Source organism: Alsobacter sp. R-9, assembly GCF_054612375.1.
The window spans coordinates 105013-123178 of the sequence record NZ_JBTSWJ010000009.1; the positions used below are offsets into that span (position 1 = coordinate 105013).

Genomic DNA, 18166 nt, shown 5'->3' on the forward strand with positions numbered 1-18166 from the left:
CGGACGGTTCAGCCCGCGAGCGTCGCCGGATCGACGTTCGCCCCGCAGACGAGGACGCCGACTCGCTCGCCCGGCGCGGGGCTGTAGCGTCCCGACGTGAGGGCCGCCAGCGCCGCGGCGCCGCCGGGCTCGGTCGCGATGCGCCAGTTCGACCACAGCCGCAGCTGCGCGTCGCGGATCGCCGCGTCCGGCACGAGGACCGAGGCCGAGACGGCCTCCTTCGCAATGGCGAAGACGAGGTCGCCGGCGCGGCGCGCGCCGAGGCTGTCGGCGGCGATCGACTCCACCGGGACGTCGACCGGCTGGCCGGCCTCCAGCGCCGCCGCGAGGCAGCGCGAGCCCTCGGGTTCGACCGCAACCACCTTCACCCGGCCGTTCCACCACGCCGCCATGCCGGCGACGAGGCCGCCGCCGCCCACGGCGACGAGGACGGTGTCGAGCGGCGCGAGGCCCAGCTTCTCCTGGTCCTGCTCCCATTCGAGCGCCGTCGTCCCGGCCCCGGCGATCGTTTGCGCGGTGTCGTAGGGATGGACGAGCAGCGCGCCGCTCTCGGCCGCGTAGCGGTCGCAGGCGGCCTGCGCGTCGGCGTAGCGCGCGCCGCCCACCACCACCTCCGCGCCGCGGTCGCGGATCGCGGCGATCTTCACCGGCGAGGAGATCTCCGGCACGAAGATGCGCGCCGGCAGGCCGAGCCGCTGGGCGGCCAGCGCCACGGCGGCGCCGTGGTTGCCGCCCGAGGCGGCGGTGACGCCGGCCGCGGGGGCGGTGCGCGAGAGCAGGTTGTTGAACGCGCCGCGCGCCTTGAACGAGCCGGAATGCTGCAGGCACTCCAGCTTGAAGGTCACCGTCGCGCCGGGCGCGAGGTCGGGCTCCACGGGCAGCAGCGGCGTGCGCCGCACATGGCTGCGAATGCGGGCGTAGGCGTCGCGGATGGCGTCGGCGGTAACGGGCAGGGACATGAGCGGGACCTCCGGGCGCCTGTTCTAGACCACGCCGCGGCGGACGGAAACGCGGTCCTCGTCAGGCCCAGATCGCCATGGGAAGGCCGAAGGCGTCGACCTGCGGGTTCGCTGGCCAGGACCGGGCCGTTCCCTCCGCGAGCCGCCGGGCCGTCACGAGGCAGGCGCAGGCGTCGAGCAGGTCGTCGGCACCGGCGCCCCGGGGCGGCGGCGCGTCGACGAGCTCGGGCGGCAGGCCTGCGGAGCGCAGGAGCCCCCGGCGCAGCGCCAGCCCCGGGCCGTGGGGACGGGACTTCACCTTCTTGGGCTCCCCGAGCGGGCGCTCGCCGTTCATCCGCATGAACGCGCCCTCGGGATGGCTCTCCACCACGCGGGCGGCGAGCGCGGAATCGGCGCGCAGCAGGGCGTCGAGCTCGCGGATGCGCGGGAACAGGTGAAAGCACTGCTTCGACACCTTGCGCGGCGGATCGGACGTCGCCAGGGCCGCCATGCAGGCCGCCGGATAGTCGGCGGCATAGACGGCTGCGCGCGACGGCACCGAGAAGACCGAGGACTGGCGGGCGCCGAGGAGCGGCCGCAGCAGCGTCTCCGGGCCGCGTCCCCCCGCGCCGGTGCGCCCCGGAAGGCCGATCGGCATGTCCACCGCGACGAGGTCGGGCGCCTCGTCCCCCGACAGGAGATCGGCGAGGCGCCCCACCACGCGGATCGACCACGCCGACAGGTCCTCGGCCGCCACCACGGCGACCCAGCCGGCGGGGCAGCCGTCGATTCCGGCGAGGCGGCGGGGGATGGGCATCGGCAGCGTCTCCGTCGGGTCCGCCTTTATCACGATTGGCGCGGTGCTGCCGAGCCGTTATGCTGCACCGCACAACAAGGATGGACCACAGCCCATGTCGCACAGCGTCAGACCGCGCCGCAGCGTCCTCTACATGCCGGGCTCGAACGCCCGCGCGCTGGAGAAGGCGAGGACCCTGCCCGCGGACGCCCTGATCCTCGACCTCGAGGATGCCGTCGCCCCCGACGCCAAGAGCCAGGCGCGCCAGCAGGTGGCGGACGCGGTGCGGGCGGGCGGGTTCGGGCCGCGCGAAGTGGTGGTCCGCATCAACGGGCTCGACACCGGGTGGGGCGAGGACGACCTGCGGGCCGTCGCCACGACCGGCGCGGACGCGATCCTGATCCCCAAGGTGTCGTCGCCGGCCCACGTCGTCAGGGCCGCCTCGGCGCTGGCGAAGGCCGGCGCGCCCGACAGGACGCGGCTGTGGATCATGATGGAGACGCCGCTGGCCATGCTGACGGCCCTGCCCATCGCGGCGACGGCGTCAGACCCGGCCAATCGGCTCGCCTGCATGGTCATGGGGACCAACGACCTTGCCAAGGAGACCCGCGCGCGGCTGGTGCCGGGCCGGCTGCCCTTCGTCCCGTGGCTGCAGGCCTGCCTCGCCGCGGCCCGCGCCTACGGCATCGACATCGTCGACGGCGTGTTCAACGGGCTCACCGACGAGGCGGGATTCCGCGAGGAGTGCGAGCAGGGCCGCGACCTCGGCTTCGACGGCAAGACGCTGATCCACCCCAGCCAGATCGCGGTCGCGAACGAGGTCTTCGGCCCCACGGTGGGCGAGGTGACGTGGGCCCGCGCCATCATCGCCGCCTTCGCCCTGCCGGAGAACCGCGACAAGGGCGCGCTGCAACTGGAAGGCAAGATGGTCGAGCGCCTTCACGCCGAGATGGGCCGCCGCACCGTCGCCATCGCCGAGGCCATCGCCGCCCGGTCGTAGCGCAGCGGCCGGTGGTTCCCCTCATCCGGCGCTTCGCGCCACCTTCTCCCCGCGCACGGGGAGAAGGGAACGCAGGCGCCAGAGCATCCCGTCGATGATCCCGCCCGCCGCCGTCAGGCCGCGAGCGCCTTCGGCTGCAGCAGCTTGCGGTTGATCAGGGACTCGGCGATCTGCACCGCGTTCAGGGCCGCGCCCTTGCGCAGGTTGTCGGACACGCACCAGAAGGCGAGGCCGTTCTCCACCGTGGCGTCCTCGCGGATGCGCGAGATGTAGGTGGCATCCTCGCCGGCGGCCTCGTGCGGCGTGATGTAGCCGCCGGGCTCGCGCTTGTCGATCACAAGGCAGCCCGGGGCGGCGCGGAGGATGTCGCGGGCCTCGTCGGCGGTGATCGGGTTGGCGAACTCGACGTTGACCGCCTCCGAGTGGGAGATGAACACCGGCACGCGCACGCAGGTCGCGGTCAGCTTGATCTTCGGGTCGAGGATCTTCTTGGTCTCGACCGTCATCTTCCACTCTTCCTTCGTGTACCCGTCCTCCATGAACACGTCGATGTGGGGGATCAGGTTGAAGGCGATGCGCTTGGGGAACTTCTTCGTCTCGACGTCGCGCAGCGAGTAGATCGCCTTGGTCTGGCGGTCGAGTTCGTCCATCCCGTCCTTGCCGGCGCCCGAGACGGACTGGTAGGTCGACACGACGACGCGGGTGATCGTCGCCCGGTCGTGGAGGGGCTTCAGCGCCACCACCAGCTGCGCCGTCGAGCAGTTCGGGTTGGCGATGATGTTGAGCCGGTCCTTGCGCGCCATGTACTCGGGGAGCACGTGGGCGTTGACCTCGGGCACGACCAGCGGAACGCGGTCGTCGTAGCGCCAGCAGGACGAGTTGTCGATGACGAGGCAGCCCTGCGCGCCGATGCGGGGGGACCAGTCCTTCGACACGGCCGAGCCGGCCGACATCAGGCAGATGTCGGTGCCCGAGAAGTCGAAGTGCTCGAGCGCCTTCACCGAGAGCGTCTTGTCGCCGTACGACACCTCGGTGCCGACGCTGCGCGAGGAGGCGAGCGCCACGACCTGGTCGGCGGGGAAGGCCCGCTCGGCGAGGATCGACAGCATTTCGCGGCCCACATTTCCGGTGGCGCCGACGACGGCGACGTTGAAGCCCATGGTCCTGGTTCCTGTCTGGTGGCCGATCCCGGCAATGCCGATCGGCTCTGGTTCGTCTCCCCCGGGATCGTTCCGCGTGCCGCGGTCCCCGTCTCCCCCGCCGGGGGAGGATCCGGAGCGAGGAACAGCCTAAAGCGCCGCGCCACCTTTCGTGGCGGGCGTGGTCTGCGTCGTTTTCAGCGTCCGGGCGAGCCGGCCGACCTGTGACGATGCGGTGCGCATGGCGTGTTCCATGTTGCGGCACGACCCGGACGGGACTGCCGACGGCGCAGGAAAAGCAGCAGCCGGTGCCGGAGTCAATCGTGAGAAAGGCGGGGGCGGCGCCAGCCGCCGTCCTCCCCGGGGCCGCCGGATGCCCGGTGCCGTCGCCAACGGACGGTTAACCCTGCCCGTTCACGCGTCATTGACCCTAACCGGAGATGACCCGGTCGCGGTAACCGATGGGTTTCCGCGTTCGCTCAATGTCGACCCATTCCGCCCCTGCGGGGGCCGCCGGACACCGGAACGAGGATGGTCGACCTGCCCACCGCCGCATCGCGTGTCGCCGCCGCCGGTTCCGGCTGGCGCGGGGCCGCGGCGCGCCTGCGCCGGCTCGCCCGTCGGGTGGCGACGCCGCTGACGCCGGCGTGGTGGACCACCCTGTCGCTCGCCACCGGGCTCCTGTGCCTCGCCGCCGGCCTCGGCTGGGCGCCCGACACGACGCCGGACACCATGGACCAGACGGCCGCCATCCCGCCGGCGCCGCCCGCGTGGTCCGCGGTCGTGCGGCCGCAGCCCGCCTTCACGCTCGACCTCGGCGGCCTCGCCTTCGACAAGCCGCAGCTCGAGGCCCGCCGGCATGTCGGCGGCGGGCGCGAGGACATCTTCACCGCAGGACGGGCCGGCGGCCCGCCGGGCGCGCTGCGCATCGTGGCCTATCGCTTCGGCAGCGAGGTCCGCCCCGCCCCCACGCTCTTCGTGGAGACCGTGCGGCGGGCGGCAGACGCCGGCCTTGCCGTCACCCGCTCGCGCGTCGGCGCCCCGCTCGCCACCCGCCTCGGCCAGGCCGAGGTCGCCGAGGTCGTCGTCGCGTCTGGCGACGGATCGCTGACCTGCCTCGCCTGGCGCCTGCACCGGGACGACGTGGACCTGCGCCTGTCCGGCTGGCTGTGCGGCAGCGGCGACCGCCCTGCGGAACGGGCGGCCCTGTCGTGCGCGATCGACCGGCTGGAGCTCGCGGCGTCCGTGTCCGAGAAGGACCTGCGCCGCGCCTTCGGCGAGGCCGGACGGCCCTCCTGCGCGCCGGCGCGGCCTGCCGCCGCAAGCCGGCGGGCGGCGTGAGCGTCGAAAATGCTTGACCTGAACCGGCCGGATGCCGGTCAATCCCTGTCGGACCGCCTCTCCGGGGGTGGGCCGGCCCCAACGCAGCAGAGGATATCCATGCGCCCCTCCGCCTTCGCCATCGCCGCCCTCGCCACCTTCGCCGCGGCCGTCGCCGTCCCGGCCGAGGCCGCCAAGCGGCGTCCGAACGAGATCACGGTGCGGCCGCGCTCCTACTTCGACGCGGGCAACGTCGTGAAGCCGGGCACCTCGGGCGCCCTCAACTACGTGCGCGTCGGCGCGAACGCGGTGCAGCCGCCGTTCGACGCCAACCGCAGCGGCTTCGGCGGCGAGACGCTGCCACGGCGCTGGGACCTGCCGAACTGCTGCGACGTGCGCTTCTCGGAGATTCCGGGCTCCAGCAACCGCTGAGCGGGGGGCGGCCGGCGTCAGCCGGCCGATGCCTTCACGTCTGCCCGGCCGGCGTCAGCCGGCCAGCGCCTGCACTTCCCGCAGGATGGCGTCGCCCATCTCGCCGGTACCGACGGCGTTCTGGCCGGCGGCGGCGATGTCCTTCGTCCGCAGGCCCTGGTCGAGCACGTTGGCGACGGCCTTCTCGACGAGGTCGGCGGCCTCCAGCAACCCGAACGAGTAGCGCAGGGTCATCGCGAAGGACCCGATCATGGCGATCGGGTTGGCGAGCCCCTTGCCGGCGATGTCCGGGGCCGAGCCGTGGACGGGCTCGTACAGCGCCTTGCGCTGGCCGGTCTTGGGGTCCTCGGCGCCGAGCGAGGCCGACGGCAGCATGCCGAGCGAGCCGGTCAGCATGGCCGCCACGTCCGAGAGCATGTCGCCGAACAGGTTGTCGGTGACGATCACGTCGAACTGCTTGGGCCAGCGCACGAGCTGCATGCCCAGCGCGTCGGCGAGCTGGTGCTCGAGGTTCACGTCCTGGTACTCGGCCTTGTGCAGGGCGGAGACCGTCTGGTTCCACAGCACGCCGGACTTCATGACGTTGCGCTTCTCGGACGACGTCACCTTGTTGCGGCGCTTGCGCGCGAGCTCGAAGGCGACGCGGGCGATGCGCTCGATCTCGTGGGTCGTGTAGACCTGCGTGTCGACGGCGCGCTTCTCGCCGTTCTCCAGCGTCACGATCTCCTTGGGCTCGCCGAAGTAGACGCCGCCGGTGAGCTCGCGGACGATGACGATGTCCAGCCCCTCGATGATGTCGCGCTTCAGCGACGAGGCGTCCGCCAGCGCCGGGTAGCAGATCGCCGGGCGAAGGTTGGCGAACAGTCCGAGGTCCTTGCGCAGGCGCAGCAGGCCCGCCTCGGGGCGCGCGTCGTAGGGCACGTTGTCCCACTTCGGGCCGCCCACGGCGCCGAACAGCACCGCGTCGGCCGCCATGGCGCGGGCCATGGCCGCGTCGGTGATCGACTGCCTGGTGGCGTCGTAGGAGGCGCCGCCGACGAGGTCCGTCTCCGTCTCGAAGCGGGCGACGCCCTGCTGCGAGAGCCAGCGCACGAGCTTCGTCACCTCGGCCATCACCTCGGGGCCGATGCCGTCGCCCGGCAGAAGAAGAAGGTTGTAGGACGCCATCGGTTTCCCCCGGGATCGCGGTTTTCCGGGCGACGGTTTAGGCGGCGGCGGCGCGGGAGGCAAGCGGGCGCATGCCGCCGACGGCGCGCCCCGGCAAGGGCGCGGGCTTTTTCCGCCGGGCGGGAATCGACATCGCGGCCGCGTTCGTGTATGGGCTCGCACCTCAACTGAAAACAGCGGCGCCGAACGCTGCCTGCGGACACCCCACGGATCAACCACGGGGCCGGTTCGCGAGGCCCACCGGCAGGAGACAACGATGGATATCATCCAGCAGCTCGAGAAGGAGCAGGCCGAGAAGCTCGCGTCTGCCCGCGCCATCCCGGACTTCCGTCCCGGCGACACCGTCCAGGTCAACGTGAAGGTGGTCGAAGGCGAGCGCACCCGCGTGCAGGCCTACGAGGGCGTCTGCATCGCCCGGTCCGGCGGCGGCCTCCAGGAGAGCTTCACCGTCCGCAAGATCAGCTACGGCGAGGGCGTGGAGCGCGTGTTCCCGGTCTATTCGCCGATGATCGAGAGCATCAAGGTCGTGCGCACCGGCAAGGTGCGGCGCGCGAAGCTCTATTACCTGCGCGACCGCCGCGGCAAGTCGGCCCGCATCGCCGAGCGCAAGGACGCGTCCGGCAAGACGGTCAACGTCAACAAGTAAGCGTCCGGCGGGCCGGTCGGCCCGTACACGCAAGTGTGACCTCTTTTCGCAAGCGAACTGTTGCGTCTTGGGTTACATTCAATTTGTCGATGGCGGGCCGTCCTGCTCCCCACGGTCCTAGGACCCGCCACCGATCGTCCAGTCGCGGGGGCCACTGGACAAACTTCCATCGACCGACCAGGCCGGGCCCGTTCCCGGCCTTTTTCGTTTCGGCCCGCGTTTTCCCGTTTCGTCCGGGCCTGGGAACGGCCGCGCGGCGCGGCAATTGTCGTCTTCCCTCCGTGGCGTGGCTTGGGTAAAGGAAGTCGCCTCAGCGTCTTTCCGACCAGCGAGTACCGCCCATGGCCCCGCGCACTTTGTACGACAAGATCTTCGACGACCACGTCGTGGACCGGCAGCCGGACGGGACCTGCCTGCTCTACATCGACCGCCACCTCGTGCACGAGGTGACGAGCCCGCAGGCCTTCGAGGGCCTGCGCGTCGCCGGCCGCAAGGTGCGCGCGCCGGAGAAGACGCTGGCGGTCGTCGACCACAACGTGCCGACGTCCGACCGCTCGCACGGCATCGAGGATCCCGAGTCCCGCACGCAGGTCGAGACCCTGGCAGAGAACGCCCGCGACTTCGGCATCGAGTACTACAACGAGCTCGACCGCCGGCAGGGCATCGTCCACATCATCGGGCCGGAGCAGGGCTTCACGCTGCCGGGCACGACGATCGTGTGCGGCGACAGCCACACCTCGACGCACGGCGCCTTCGGCGCGCTCGCCCACGGCATCGGCACCAGCGAGGTGGAGCACGTGCTCGCCACGCAGACGCTGATCCAGAAGAAGGCGAAGAACATGCGGATCACGGTCGACGGGCAGCTGCCCGAGGGCGTGACCGCCAAGGACATCATCCTCGCCATCATCGGCGAGATCGGCACCGCCGGCGGCACCGGCCACGTCATGGAGTACGCGGGCGAGGCGATCCGCTCGCTCTCCATGGAAGGCCGCATGACGGTCTGCAACATGTCGATCGAGGGCGGCGCCCGCGCCGGCCTCGTCGCGCCGGACGCCAAGACCTACGCCTACCTCAAGGACCGGCCGAAGGCGCCCAAGGGGGCGGCCTGGGACATGGCGATGAAGTACTGGGAGACCCTCTATTCCGACGAGGGCGCCCACTTCGACCGCGAGGTCCGGCTGGACGCGGCCAACCTGCCGCCGATCGTCACCTGGGGCACCAGCCCCGAGGACGTCACCTCGGTCACCGGCTTCGTGCCGCGGCCCGAGGACGCGCCGAACGAGCAGAAGAAGGCGGCCATCGCCCGCGCCCTCGAATACATGGGCCTCAAGGGCGGCGAGCGGATCACCGACATCGCGGTCGACCGCGTCTTTATCGGCTCGTGCACCAACGGCCGCATCGAGGACCTGCGCGCCGTGGCCCGCATGGTCGAGGGCAGGACGGTCAACGCCAACGTCAACGCCATGATCGTGCCGGGGTCCGGCCTCGTGAAGGCGCAGGCCGAGGCCGAGGGCCTCGACCGCATCTTCAAGGCGGCGGGCTTCGACTGGCGCGAGCCGGGCTGCTCGATGTGCCTCGCGATGAACGCCGACAAGCTGGCGCCGGGCGAGCGCTGCGCCTCCACCTCGAACCGCAACTTCGAGGGGCGCCAGGGCTTCAAGGGCCGCACGCACCTCGTGTCGCCGGTGATGGCGGCAGCGGCCGCCGTGGCGGGCCGCTTCGTCGACGTGCGGGAGTGGCGCTGAGCCGCCTCCCGCCTCCCGTCAGGCTGGCCGACCGGTCAGGGCCGGCCCTGACCGCTCACCAGCAGCGGCGGACCGGGTAGCTGCGCCAGCCGCGCCACGGGTCGTAGCGGCGCTCCCAGACCGTGCGGCAGCGGTAGTAGGGCCGTCCCCAGCCCGGGCGATGCCGCCAGCCCGGCTCCCGCCAGTGGCGGCGGTGGCCGTAGGCGCGCCCGTAGGGCGGGCCCCACTGGACCTGCTCGAGGAGGTTTCCGTCCTGGTGGTCCACGGCCGGGGCCGCGGCGAGCGGCGCGGCGGCGCCGGGCATGGCCGGGGCGGCGGAGGCCTCCGACGCCGTGACGGCGGCGAGGGCGAGGGCCCCCAGGACCGCGCCCCTGATGGCGGCGACCTTCAAGGCGCCGAAAGTGGACCAGATGGCATGATGTGCAGGCATGATATGCTGTCCTTGTACGCGATGACCCCCTGCGACCCCTCCAGTCAACGCCAGAGGCGCTGAACATGTCCGTAACCACCCGTTCAGCGAACGTTCATCGCGTCGACAGGGTTTCCGGGCCGTGACCGGCGAGCACCGACGCCGCGAGGAGGAGCGTGCCGAGGAGGCGCGGCGCACCCTGGAGCGGCTTTCCGCCGAAACCGAGACGGTGGGCCACTCGGCGCTCGCCCGCGCGGCGCGGCATTTCGGCGCGAACGACGCGCCCGAGGGCGACCGCATCGAGCTGTGGGGCCGCCGCATCGGCCGCTCGCTCGGCCTCGTGTTCGCGCTCTACCTGATCTGGACGATCGTCCAGTATTTCTACCGCTGAGGCCGGAGCCGCCCCTTGAGTTCTCCCGACTGGAGCCGGCTGGCCTCGCCCAGCCTCGCCGACATCGAGGCCCTCGCCGACGCCGCCTATGCGCGGTTGCCGGACGAATTCCGCGCGCTGTGCGAGGGCGTCGTCATCAAGGTCGAGGACTTTCCCGACGAGGAGACCCTCGAGGAGATGCAGTGCGAGACGCCCTTCGACCTGCTCGGCCTGTTCCGCGGCGTCGGCCTCGCCCAGGGCGGCGAGCTGATGCACACGGGGCAGTTCCCCAACATGGTCTGGCTCTACCGCCGCCCGCTCCTCGACTACTGGGCCGAGCACGAGGAGACGCTGGGCCACCTCGTCACCCACGTCCTCGTCCACGAGATCGGCCACCATTTCGGCCTGTCTGACGAGGACATGGAGGAGATCGAGCGGCAGGCCGGGTGACGCGGAATCCGCTCTCTCAGATTTGACGTCCGACGCTGCGCGCGAGATCGCGTACCGCCGCCTCGGCATCCCGGACTGCGGGGACGCCGGGCCAGCGGGCCTCGATGCGCGTGGTGCTGCCGTCGCTGTCCGTCTCCGTGCCGAACCCGAGCCGCAGCGTGCCGCGGCCGGATGCCCCTTCGCTACGGTGGAGATAGGTGAGGGACGCCGGGGCTCGGCTCTCGGTCGACGGCCACGGACCCCCGACGACCGTCAGGAGCCGCCGGTCGGTGACGGCATGGGCCGTCAGCATGGCCCTCAGGCCGGCGTAGGCCGGGCTGGCAAGGAGGGCGACCCCGATCGCGACGAACGGCAGGCCGAAGATGGCGAGGACGACCGAGAGGCCCGGCGGCACGGCCTGCCGGTCCCCGGCCGACGCGAAGAGCGAGGCCACCGCGATGGCCTCCCACGTGAAGGTGAGGCTGGACCACGCCAAGCCGAACCCGAACAGGAAGAGGGTGGGAAGGACGGCCCGCACGATGCCCGGCGACCCCGCCCACCGAACGGTCTCGCCGGGCTGGAGCTCCGCCGCGACGCGGCGCCGCAGGGACGGGGGAAGGCGATCGAGGTCGGCCGACATGCCGCCAGGGTCGCAGGATCGCGCAAAGATCGCGTTACGCCCGCCCGGCTTGTTCTGGCGAGCGCGCTTCTGCTAAGGAACCCGCGAGGCGGCAGCCGCCGCACAGCGTCAGTTCCGGGACCGACCATGCAGCCCTTCACCACGCTCACCGGCGTCGCCGCTCCGCTGGAGATCATGAACGTCGACACGGACATGATCATCCCGAAGCAGTACCTGAAGACGATCAAGCGCACCGGGCTGGGCACGGGCCTGTTCTCGGAGATGCGCTACCGGGAGGACGGGTCGGAGAACCCCGACTTCGTGCTCAACAAGCCGGCCTACCGGAAGGCGCAGATCATCGTGGCGGGCGACAACTTCGGCTGCGGCTCGTCGCGCGAGCATGCGCCGTGGGCGCTGCTCGACTTCGGCATCCGCTGCGTGATCTCCACGAGCTTCGCCGACATCTTCTACAACAACTGCTTCAAGAACGGCATCCTGCCGGTCACCGTCTCGCAGGAAGACCTCGACAAGCTGATGGACGACGCGCGGCGCGGCGCCAACGCGACGCTGACGGTCGACCTCGAGGCGCAGGAGATCCGCGGTCCGGACGGCGGCGTCGTGAAGTTCGACATCGATGCCTTCCGCAAGCACTGCCTGATGAACGGCCTCGACGACATCGGCCTGACGATGGAGAAGGCGTCCTCCATCGACGGCTTCGAGAAGAAGACGGCCGAGTCCCGCCCCTGGCTGTGAGCCTGGGGGTCCCGGCGCGTTCCGACACGACCCTCGTCATCCCCGGCGACCGGCACAGCCGGTCGGGAAGGGGATCCAGCGGCTCTGCGGGTCGGGCATGCCTTTTCGCAACTGGCCGAAGGATGGCTGGATCCCCTTCCCGCGCCTTCGGCGCGCCGGGGATGACAGCATGGGGCGGCCGGCGGCGCCTGTCGCGCCGTCGCGGCGGATTCACCGCGGCGCCGTGGTCCGGTACCATCCGGCCATGCGCCGAATCGCCCTTGCCCCCGCCCTCGCCCTGACCGCCGCGACCTTCGCGGCCGCTCCTCCCGCGCTCGCACAGGCGGACTTCCGGTCCTGCCTCGCCGGCCTGCGTTCCACGATGGTGGGGCCGGGCCTGTCCGCCGCCACCTTCGACGAAGCGACGCGGGGGCTCGAGCCGGACATGAAGGTGCTGGAGTTCCTCGACAACCAGCCCGAGTTCAAGACGCCGATCTGGGACTACCTCGCCGCGCTGGTGGACGAGGAGCGCGTCGCCGACGGGCGGGCGATGCTGCGGCAGTGGTCGCAGGCGCTGGCGGCGGCGGAATCGCGCTACGGCGTCGACCGCTTCACCATCGTCGCCGTGTGGGGCGTGGAATCCGACTTCGGCAAGGCCATCGGCAAGCGGCCCCTGGTTCAGTCGCTGGCGACGCTGTCCTGCTACGGCCGCCGGCAGGCCTATTTCCGCACCGAGTTCGCGGCGACGCTGAAGATCCTCGACCGGGGCGACGTCGACCCCTCGCATCTCACGGGGAGCTGGGCGGGCGCCTTCGGCCACACCCAGTTCATGCCCTCGACCTTCCTGCGGCTCGCCGTCGACCTCGACGGGGACGGGCGCCGCGACGTCGTCGATTCCATCCCTGACGCGCTGGGTTCGACCGCGAACTACCTCGACAAGGCGGGCTGGACGCAGGGCCAGCCCTGGGGCTTCGAGGTGACGCTGCCGGCCGGTGTCGACGCCGGCATGGCCGGGCGCACGAAGAAGCGGCCCTTCTCGGCGTGGTCGTCGCTGGGCGTGCGGCGGGTCGGCGGCGGCGCGCTGCCGGCCGAGGGCTCGGCCGGGCTGATCCTGCCGGCGGGCCGCAACGGCCCGGCCTTCCTCGTGACGCGGAACTTCGACGCGCTCTACGCCTACAACGCGGCCGAAAGCTACGCGCTCGCGATCGCCCACCTCTCGGACCGGCTGCGCGGCGGCGGTCCCTTCGCCACGCGGTGGCCGACCGACGACCGCGGCCTGTCGCGGGCCGAACGGCGCGAGGTGCAGGCGCTGCTCAACCGGCGCGGGTACGATGTGGGCACCCCCGACGGTGCCATCGGTACCAAAACGCGCGCCGCCATCGCCGACTGGCAGGCGAAGAACGGCATGGAGCGCACCGGCCGGGCCTCCGGCAGCGTGCTGGACGGGCTGCGCGCGGGCCGCTGAGCGCCGGGCAAACGGCGGCCTTCGGGCCATGCGCCCAAAGTTTCAGCGACCAAAGTGCGAGCACGCGTCGCCTTGCCGCATTCAAGGGCGATTCGCATAATGGTGAACGAGACGCGGGCCGGCTGCGAGCGGCCGCAAGGGGCCCGGCCTTGCGATGGCCGTACGCCGTGCGCCCGCATTCAACGACCGTCCACGAGGGCGGTCGCGTCATTTGGGAGGTGAGTCATGTCCGACAAGTTGTACCCGGTCTCCGCCGAGTGGGCGAAGCGCGCCTATGTCGACGACGCGAAGTACAAGGACATGTACGCCGCGTCCGTGCGGGACCCCGAGGCCTTCTGGGGCGAGCACGGCAAGCGGATCGACTGGATCAAGCCGTACACGAAGGTGAAGAACACGAGCTACGCGCCGGGCGCGGTCTCGATCAAGTGGTTCGAGGACGGCGTCACCAACGTCGCGCTGAACTGCGTCGACCGGCATCTGGCGAAGCGCGGCGACCAGGTGGCGATCATCTGGGAAGGCGACGACCCCAACGACTCCAAGTCGATCACCTACAGGGAGCTCGCCCGCGAGGTCGGCACCTTCGCCAACGTGCTCAAGGCGCACGGCGTGAAGAAGGGCGACCGCGTCACGATCTACCTGCCGATGATCCCCGAGGCCGCCTACGCCATGCTGGCCTGCGCGCGGATCGGCGCCATCCACTCCATCGTCTTCGGCGGCTTCTCGCCCGACAGCCTCGCTTCGCGCATCGAGGACGCCTCCTCGGCCGTGGTCATCACGGCGGACGAGGGCCTGCGCGGCGGCCGCAAGGTGCCGCTGAAGGCCAATGTCGACGCCGCCGCGGACAAGCTCGACCTCGTCAAGACCGTGCTGGTCGTGAAGCGCACCGGCGGCGCGGTGACCATGAAGGCCGGCCGCGACGTCTACTACGACGAGGCCGCCAAGGGCGTCTCGGCCGACTGTCCGGCCGAGCCGATGAACGCCGAGGACCCGCTGTTCCTGCTCTACACCTCGGGCTCGACCGGCAAGCCGAAGGGCGTCGTCCACACCACGGGCGGCTACCTCGTCTACGCCTCGATGACCCACCAGTACGTGTTCGACTACCACGAGGGTGACATCTACTGGTGCACCGCGGACGTGGGCTGGGTGACGGGCCACAGCTACATCGTCTACGGCCCGCTCGCCAACGGCGCGACGACGCTGATGTTCGAGGGCATCCCGACCTATCCGTCGATCTCCCGCTTCTGGGACGTCGTGGACAAGCACAAGGTCAACATCTTCTACACCGCGCCCACCGCGATCCGTTCGCTGATGGGCGCCGGCGAGGAGCCGGTGAAGAAGACCTCGCGCGCCTCGCTGCGCCTGCTGGGCTCGGTCGGCGAGCCGATCAACCCCGAGGCGTGGGAGTGGTACTACCGCGTCGTCGGCGAGAACCGCTGCCCGATCGTCGACACCTGGTGGCAGACGGAGACCGGCGGCGTGCTGATCACCCCGCTGCCCGGCGCCACCGCGCTGAAGCCGGGCTCGGCGACCCGCCCGTTCTTCGGCGTGAAGCCGGAGGTGGTCGACGCCGAGGGCAAGATCCTGGAAGGCGCCTGCGAGGGCAACCTCGTGATCGCCGACAGCTGGCCGGGCCAGATGCGCACGGTCTACGGCGACCACCAGCGCTTCATGGACACGTACTTCGCGACCTACGCCAACAAGTACTTCACCGGCGACGGCTGCCGCCGCGACGCCGACGGGTACTACTGGATCACGGGCCGCGTCGACGACGTCATCAACGTCTCCGGCCACCGCATGGGCACGGCCGAGGTCGAGAGCGCCCTCGTGGCGCACCCGAAGGTGTCGGAAGCCGCCGTCGTGGGCTACCCGCACGACATCAAGGGCCAGGGCATCTACGCCTACGTGACGCTGATGGCGGGCGAGGAGCCCACCGAGGCGCTGCGCAAGGAGCTGGTCGCCTGGGTGCGCAAGGAGATCGGCCCGATCGCCTCGCCCGACCTCATCCAGTTCGCTCCGGGCCTGCCCAAGACCCGCTCCGGCAAGATCATGCGCCGCATCCTGCGCAAGATCGCCGAGGACGAGTTCGGCAACCTGGGCGACACGTCGACCCTCGCCGACCCCGGCGTGGTCACCGACCTCATCGACAACCGGCAGAACCGCCGCGCCGGCTGAGGCGCGCCGAGCAGGAGGCCAGCGCCGCAGCCCGCTCTCCCTTCTCCCAGCCTGCGGGGAGAAGGTGGCCCGCAGGGCCGGATGAGGGGCGGGCTCCGGCAAGGGCTCGCTGCCCAGCCACCCCCTCATCCCCCTCCGCTGCGGGCACGGGCTGTTGCCCGCTCCCGCACTCTTCGAGGCACGAGCCGGGCAAGCCCGGCGCGTGCGTTCCGGGACCTTCTCCCCGGTTGGGGGCGAAGGGAGGTGCGACCCCTCCACCGGTCATCCCCGGCCGGAGCGGCGCAGCCGCGCAGGGGAAGGGGACCCAGACGGCCCGGATGGATGGATCCCCTTCCCGGTCCGCTGCGCGGACCGCCGGGGATGACGGGGAGGGAGCGGGGCCGCGACTGCCCATCCGCCCCCCGCCGTTAACTGTCCTTTCCGAATCCCGTCGCATTCGACCGAGACCGCGCCCTACCCTCCGGCGTTGCTTCCGAAGGGGCCCACGCGGAGGTTGCGGTGCTGCGTCTCGTTCTTGCGTCCCTGCTGGCGGCGTGCCTCGCCGCGCCGGCGTCCGCCGCGGTCGACCGCGTGCCCTTCCCGCACGACGTCGCGCCCGGCGTGATCGTGGTGAAGACCGCCGAGCGAAAGCTCTACCTCGTGCTCGGCGACGGCAGCGCGCTGCGCTACCCCGTCGCGGTCGGCATGCGCGGCAAGCAGTGGCAGGGCACCGCGCGCGTCGACGGCAAGTATGTCGAGCCGGCCTGGTCGCCCCCCGCCGAGGTGAAGCGGGCCAAGCCGTCGCTGCCCGACGTGATCCCGCCGGGGCCCAACAACCCCATGGGGGCGCGGGCGCTGACGCTCGACCGGGGCGAGTACGCCATCCACGGGACCAGCCCCTCCATGCGGGGCTCCATCGGCACCGCCGCCTCGTTCGGCTGCATCCGCATGCTCAACGAGGACATCATCGACCTCTACGAGCGCGTGAGGGTCGGCACGCAGGTGGTCGTGCTGCCCTAGGGGCGCCGCTCCGGATCACGATCCGCCCGCAGCCGGATCGCTCCATCCCTCGTACAGTCCCGCCCGCGTCGGCGGCAGGCCGGCGGGGCCGCGCGTGCGCCTGGAGGCGAGCGTCTGGAAGATGCCGACGGCGCTGCGCTCGAAGGCGAGCGAGCAGCCGGCGAGGTAGAGCAGCCAGATGCGCGTCTTCTCCGCGCCGACCTCGGCCTCCGCGGCGGCGCGGTTGGCGAGCAGCCGGTCGTGCCAGAGGCGTGTCGTGCGCTGGTAGTGCTCGCGCCAGCCCTCGACGTCGTGCACCTCGAACTTCGCGCGCTCCAGGTTCGACACCGACATGCCGAGGTGGTCGAGCTCCCCGCCCGGGAAGATCCAGCGGGTGAGGGCCCGGTACTCGGGCCGCTGCTTGCGGAAGGCCTTGTCGGTGCCCTTCGCGGGCCGGGCGATGGCGTGGTGCAGGTAGAGCCCGCGCGGGCGCAGCAGCCGGTGGATCGCGGCGAAGTACGCGGCATGGTTGTCGATGCCGACATGCTCGAACATGCCGATCGAGGCGATCTTGTCGAACTCGCCCTCCAGCTGCCGGTAGTCCTTGAGCAGGATCGTGACACGGTCGGAGAGCCCGCGTGCCGCGGCCTTCTCGCGGGCCAGCGCCGCCTGCTCCTCGGACAGCGTCACGCCGGTCGCCGTCACGCCGTAGTGCTCGGCCGCGTGGCACACGAGCGCGCCCCAGCCGGAGCCGATGTCGAGGAAGCGGTCGCCGGGTGCGAGGCGCAGCTTCCGGCAGATCATGTCGAGCTTGTCGCGCTGGGCGCGGTCGAGGTCGTCGTGCCACTCCGGCCGGAAGTAGGCGCAGGTATAGACCATGTCGGCATCGAGGAAGAGCCGGTAGAAGGCGTTCGACACGTCGTAGTGGTAGGCGATGTTGCGCTTGTTCACCGCGGCGTCGCCCGAGCGCGCGTCCGCCTTCTCCGTGATCGCGGCCAGCGACCCGGCCTGGGACTTCGGCGCACGCAGGAAGAGCGCCGCCGCCTTGATCAGCCGCCACTTGCCGAGCTTTCGCAGCAGGCGGCCGGTCTTGCCGTCGGGGCGGGCCTTCGCGAGATCGAAGAGCGTGCCGTTCAGGAGGTCGAGCCGCCCGGAAACGTGGGCCTCGAGGACGGTCTCCAGCTTCGGGCGGCGCAGCAGGCCGGCGATGACGCCCTCGTCGGCGATGGCCAGCGTCAGCGCGTCCGACGGCCAGTCGGCGGGGACCGTGGAGCCGTCCCACAGGCGAAAGCCGAAGCCGAGCCCCAGCGTCCGCCGGGCGTCCTCGAGCACCGCCCGCAGCGCCTCCAGCCGTGCCGCGGCCCGCGCCGCCTCGCGCCCGTCCGTCGTGGTCTCCCGAGACATACCGCCCCCGCTGGTGCCGTCTCCCGACGATCCTGAATAGCCGAGAGGGGGCGGGGACGGCTAGAGCACGCCGCGAGAACGTGGAATTCGGGCATCCACGCGCAACCTGTGCCCGTCCACGCGAGACGGATGCGCACCGGTCTCAGAAATCCGAGGCGAGGCCCTTCACCTCCCAGTCGCCGTAGCGGACCGGTTCGAGGCCGCCACGGCCGTCCTTCTCCGGCGCGGCGGCGATGGCGGCGGCCTGCGCGTCGATGGCCTCGCGCCGCGCCTGTGCCTCCGCCAACGCCCGGCGGGCGGCCTCGGTCAGCACCTTGGGCGGTGTTTCTCCGGCGTCTGGCGGGAGTGCTGGTCCGGCGTTCGCCGGGGCTTGGTCGTCGCTCATGGCGTCTTTCCTCGCATGGC

18 protein-coding genes and 1 pseudogene are annotated in these 18166 nt (G+C 71.5%); 11 read left to right on the top strand and 8 right to left on the bottom strand.

Features of this window, described 5'->3' with window-relative positions:
* Positions 1-8: 8 nt before the first annotated feature.
* Together ACX9GQ_RS15535 and ACX9GQ_RS15540 are read right to left on the bottom strand one after the other, a co-directional pair.
* Entirely contained in the window at positions 9-959 is a 951-nt protein-coding gene (locus ACX9GQ_RS15535; RefSeq protein WP_459630470.1) for a threonine/serine dehydratase, read from the bottom strand.
* Between the two features lie 61 nt (positions 960-1020).
* Complete coding sequence (locus ACX9GQ_RS15540; protein ID WP_459630471.1) at positions 1021-1755, bottom strand: DUF429 domain-containing protein; 735 nt, start codon at positions 1753-1755, stop codon at positions 1021-1023.
* A gap of 94 nt (positions 1756-1849) precedes the next feature.
* Here ACX9GQ_RS15540 and ACX9GQ_RS15545 point away from each other — a divergent pair, with 94 nt between their 5' ends.
* Entirely contained in the window at positions 1850-2734 is an 885-nt protein-coding gene (locus tag ACX9GQ_RS15545; RefSeq protein WP_459630472.1) for an HpcH/HpaI aldolase/citrate lyase family protein, read from the top strand.
* 113 nt (positions 2735-2847) lie between these two features.
* Here the strand turns inward: ACX9GQ_RS15545 and ACX9GQ_RS15550 are convergent, their stop codons facing one another.
* Positions 2848-3894, bottom strand: a complete 1047-nt coding sequence (locus ACX9GQ_RS15550; protein ID WP_459630473.1) for an aspartate-semialdehyde dehydrogenase — start codon at positions 3892-3894, stop codon at positions 2848-2850.
* 510 nt (positions 3895-4404) lie between these two features.
* On the opposite strand from ACX9GQ_RS15550, the gene ACX9GQ_RS15555 reads away from it, so the two are divergent.
* Entirely contained in the window at positions 4405-5214 is an 810-nt protein-coding gene (locus ACX9GQ_RS15555) for a hypothetical protein (protein ID WP_459630474.1), read from the top strand.
* 99 nt (positions 5215-5313) lie between these two features.
* Positions 5314-5625, top strand: coding sequence for a hypothetical protein (locus ACX9GQ_RS15560; protein WP_459630475.1), 312 nt, complete (start codon positions 5314-5316; stop codon positions 5623-5625).
* A 54-nt stretch (positions 5626-5679) separates the two neighbouring features.
* Here ACX9GQ_RS15560 and leuB read toward each other — a convergent pair whose 3' ends face one another.
* Positions 5680-6792: a 3-isopropylmalate dehydrogenase gene (leuB, locus tag ACX9GQ_RS15565; RefSeq protein WP_459630476.1), complete on the bottom strand. Its 1113-nt coding sequence runs from the start codon at positions 6790-6792 to the stop codon at positions 5680-5682.
* A 256-nt stretch (positions 6793-7048) separates the two neighbouring features.
* On the opposite strand from leuB, the pseudogene rplS reads away from it, so the two are divergent.
* Together rplS and leuC are read left to right on the top strand one after the other, a co-directional pair.
* Positions 7049-7426, top strand: a pseudogene (gene rplS / locus ACX9GQ_RS15570) (50S ribosomal protein L19); the annotation flags it as partial.
* 353 nt (positions 7427-7779) lie between these two features.
* Entirely contained in the window at positions 7780-9183 is a 1404-nt protein-coding gene (gene leuC / locus ACX9GQ_RS15575; protein WP_459630477.1) for a 3-isopropylmalate dehydratase large subunit, read from the top strand.
* A 55-nt stretch (positions 9184-9238) separates the two neighbouring features.
* On the opposite strand, the gene ACX9GQ_RS15580 is transcribed toward leuC, so the two are convergent.
* Positions 9239-9613 (bottom strand): hypothetical protein, encoded by a 375-nt coding sequence (locus ACX9GQ_RS15580; protein ID WP_459630478.1) that lies wholly within the window; start codon positions 9611-9613, stop codon positions 9239-9241.
* A gap of 121 nt (positions 9614-9734) precedes the next feature.
* On the opposite strand from ACX9GQ_RS15580, the gene ACX9GQ_RS15585 reads away from it, so the two are divergent.
* Both ACX9GQ_RS15585 and ACX9GQ_RS15590 read left to right on the top strand, forming a co-directional pair.
* Positions 9735-9983: a hypothetical protein gene (locus ACX9GQ_RS15585; RefSeq protein WP_459630479.1), complete on the top strand. Its 249-nt coding sequence runs from the start codon at positions 9735-9737 to the stop codon at positions 9981-9983.
* 15 nt (positions 9984-9998) lie between these two features.
* The gene (locus tag ACX9GQ_RS15590) at positions 9999-10412 is read left to right on the top strand and encodes a metallopeptidase family protein (RefSeq protein ID WP_459630480.1); all 414 of its coding nucleotides are present in this window, start codon (positions 9999-10001) and stop codon (positions 10410-10412) included.
* 16 nt (positions 10413-10428) lie between these two features.
* Here ACX9GQ_RS15590 and ACX9GQ_RS15595 read toward each other — a convergent pair whose 3' ends face one another.
* Positions 10429-11031: a hypothetical protein gene (locus ACX9GQ_RS15595; RefSeq protein WP_459630481.1), complete on the bottom strand. Its 603-nt coding sequence runs from the start codon at positions 11029-11031 to the stop codon at positions 10429-10431.
* A 126-nt stretch (positions 11032-11157) separates the two neighbouring features.
* Between ACX9GQ_RS15595 and leuD the strand changes: the two genes are divergently transcribed.
* The 4 genes from leuD (at position 11158) to ACX9GQ_RS15615 (ending at position 16378) form a co-directional block, all read left to right on the top strand.
* Positions 11158-11763, top strand: coding sequence for a 3-isopropylmalate dehydratase small subunit (gene leuD, locus ACX9GQ_RS15600; protein ID WP_459630482.1), 606 nt, complete (start codon positions 11158-11160; stop codon positions 11761-11763).
* A gap of 244 nt (positions 11764-12007) precedes the next feature.
* The gene (locus ACX9GQ_RS15605) at positions 12008-13207 is read left to right on the top strand and encodes a lytic murein transglycosylase (protein ID WP_459630483.1); all 1200 of its coding nucleotides are present in this window, start codon (positions 12008-12010) and stop codon (positions 13205-13207) included.
* A 225-nt stretch (positions 13208-13432) separates the two neighbouring features.
* Complete coding sequence (gene acs, locus ACX9GQ_RS15610; protein ID WP_459630484.1) at positions 13433-15379, top strand: acetate--CoA ligase; 1947 nt, start codon at positions 13433-13435, stop codon at positions 15377-15379.
* A 498-nt stretch (positions 15380-15877) separates the two neighbouring features.
* Positions 15878-16378 carry a L,D-transpeptidase gene (locus tag ACX9GQ_RS15615; protein WP_459630485.1) on the top strand — a complete coding sequence of 167 codons (501 nt, stop codon included), beginning with the start codon at positions 15878-15880 and terminating at the stop codon, positions 16376-16378.
* A gap of 15 nt (positions 16379-16393) precedes the next feature.
* On the opposite strand, the gene ACX9GQ_RS15620 is transcribed toward ACX9GQ_RS15615, so the two are convergent.
* Both ACX9GQ_RS15620 and ACX9GQ_RS15625 read right to left on the bottom strand, forming a co-directional pair.
* Complete coding sequence (locus ACX9GQ_RS15620) at positions 16394-17761, bottom strand: class I SAM-dependent methyltransferase (RefSeq protein WP_459630486.1); 1368 nt, start codon at positions 17759-17761, stop codon at positions 16394-16396.
* 142 nt (positions 17762-17903) lie between these two features.
* Positions 17904-18146: a DUF1674 domain-containing protein gene (locus ACX9GQ_RS15625; RefSeq protein ID WP_459630487.1), complete on the bottom strand. Its 243-nt coding sequence runs from the start codon at positions 18144-18146 to the stop codon at positions 17904-17906.
* Positions 18147-18166: the final 20 nt, after the last annotated feature.

What these genes read in the sequence shown, in the direction of transcription:
- ACX9GQ_RS15535 (WP_459630470.1), bottom strand. Translation starts at nt 959, where the DNA reads ATGTCCCTGCCCGTTACCGCCGACGCCATCCGCGACGCCTACGCCCGC.
- ACX9GQ_RS15540 (WP_459630471.1), bottom strand. Translation starts at nt 1,755, where the DNA reads ATGCCCATCCCCCGCCGCCTCGCCGGAATCGACGGCTGCCCCGCCGGC.
- ACX9GQ_RS15545 (WP_459630472.1), top strand. Translation starts at nt 1,850, where the DNA reads ATGTCGCACAGCGTCAGACCGCGCCGCAGCGTCCTCTACATGCCGGGC.
- ACX9GQ_RS15550 (WP_459630473.1), bottom strand. Translation starts at nt 3,894, where the DNA reads ATGGGCTTCAACGTCGCCGTCGTCGGCGCCACCGGAAATGTGGGCCGC.
- ACX9GQ_RS15555 (WP_459630474.1), top strand. Translation starts at nt 4,405, where the DNA reads ATGGTCGACCTGCCCACCGCCGCATCGCGTGTCGCCGCCGCCGGTTCC.
- ACX9GQ_RS15560 (WP_459630475.1), top strand. Translation starts at nt 5,314, where the DNA reads ATGCGCCCCTCCGCCTTCGCCATCGCCGCCCTCGCCACCTTCGCCGCG.
- leuB (WP_459630476.1), bottom strand. Translation starts at nt 6,792, where the DNA reads ATGGCGTCCTACAACCTTCTTCTTCTGCCGGGCGACGGCATCGGCCCC.
- leuC (WP_459630477.1), top strand. Translation starts at nt 7,780, where the DNA reads ATGGCCCCGCGCACTTTGTACGACAAGATCTTCGACGACCACGTCGTG.
- ACX9GQ_RS15580 (WP_459630478.1), bottom strand. Translation starts at nt 9,613, where the DNA reads ATGCCTGCACATCATGCCATCTGGTCCACTTTCGGCGCCTTGAAGGTC.
- ACX9GQ_RS15595 (WP_459630481.1), bottom strand. Translation starts at nt 11,031, where the DNA reads ATGTCGGCCGACCTCGATCGCCTTCCCCCGTCCCTGCGGCGCCGCGTC.
- leuD (WP_459630482.1), top strand. Translation starts at nt 11,158, where the DNA reads ATGCAGCCCTTCACCACGCTCACCGGCGTCGCCGCTCCGCTGGAGATC.
- ACX9GQ_RS15605 (WP_459630483.1), top strand. Translation starts at nt 12,008, where the DNA reads ATGCGCCGAATCGCCCTTGCCCCCGCCCTCGCCCTGACCGCCGCGACC.
- acs (WP_459630484.1), top strand. Translation starts at nt 13,433, where the DNA reads ATGTCCGACAAGTTGTACCCGGTCTCCGCCGAGTGGGCGAAGCGCGCC.
- ACX9GQ_RS15620 (WP_459630486.1), bottom strand. Translation starts at nt 17,761, where the DNA reads ATGTCTCGGGAGACCACGACGGACGGGCGCGAGGCGGCGCGGGCCGCG.
- ACX9GQ_RS15625 (WP_459630487.1), bottom strand. Translation starts at nt 18,146, where the DNA reads ATGAGCGACGACCAAGCCCCGGCGAACGCCGGACCAGCACTCCCGCCA.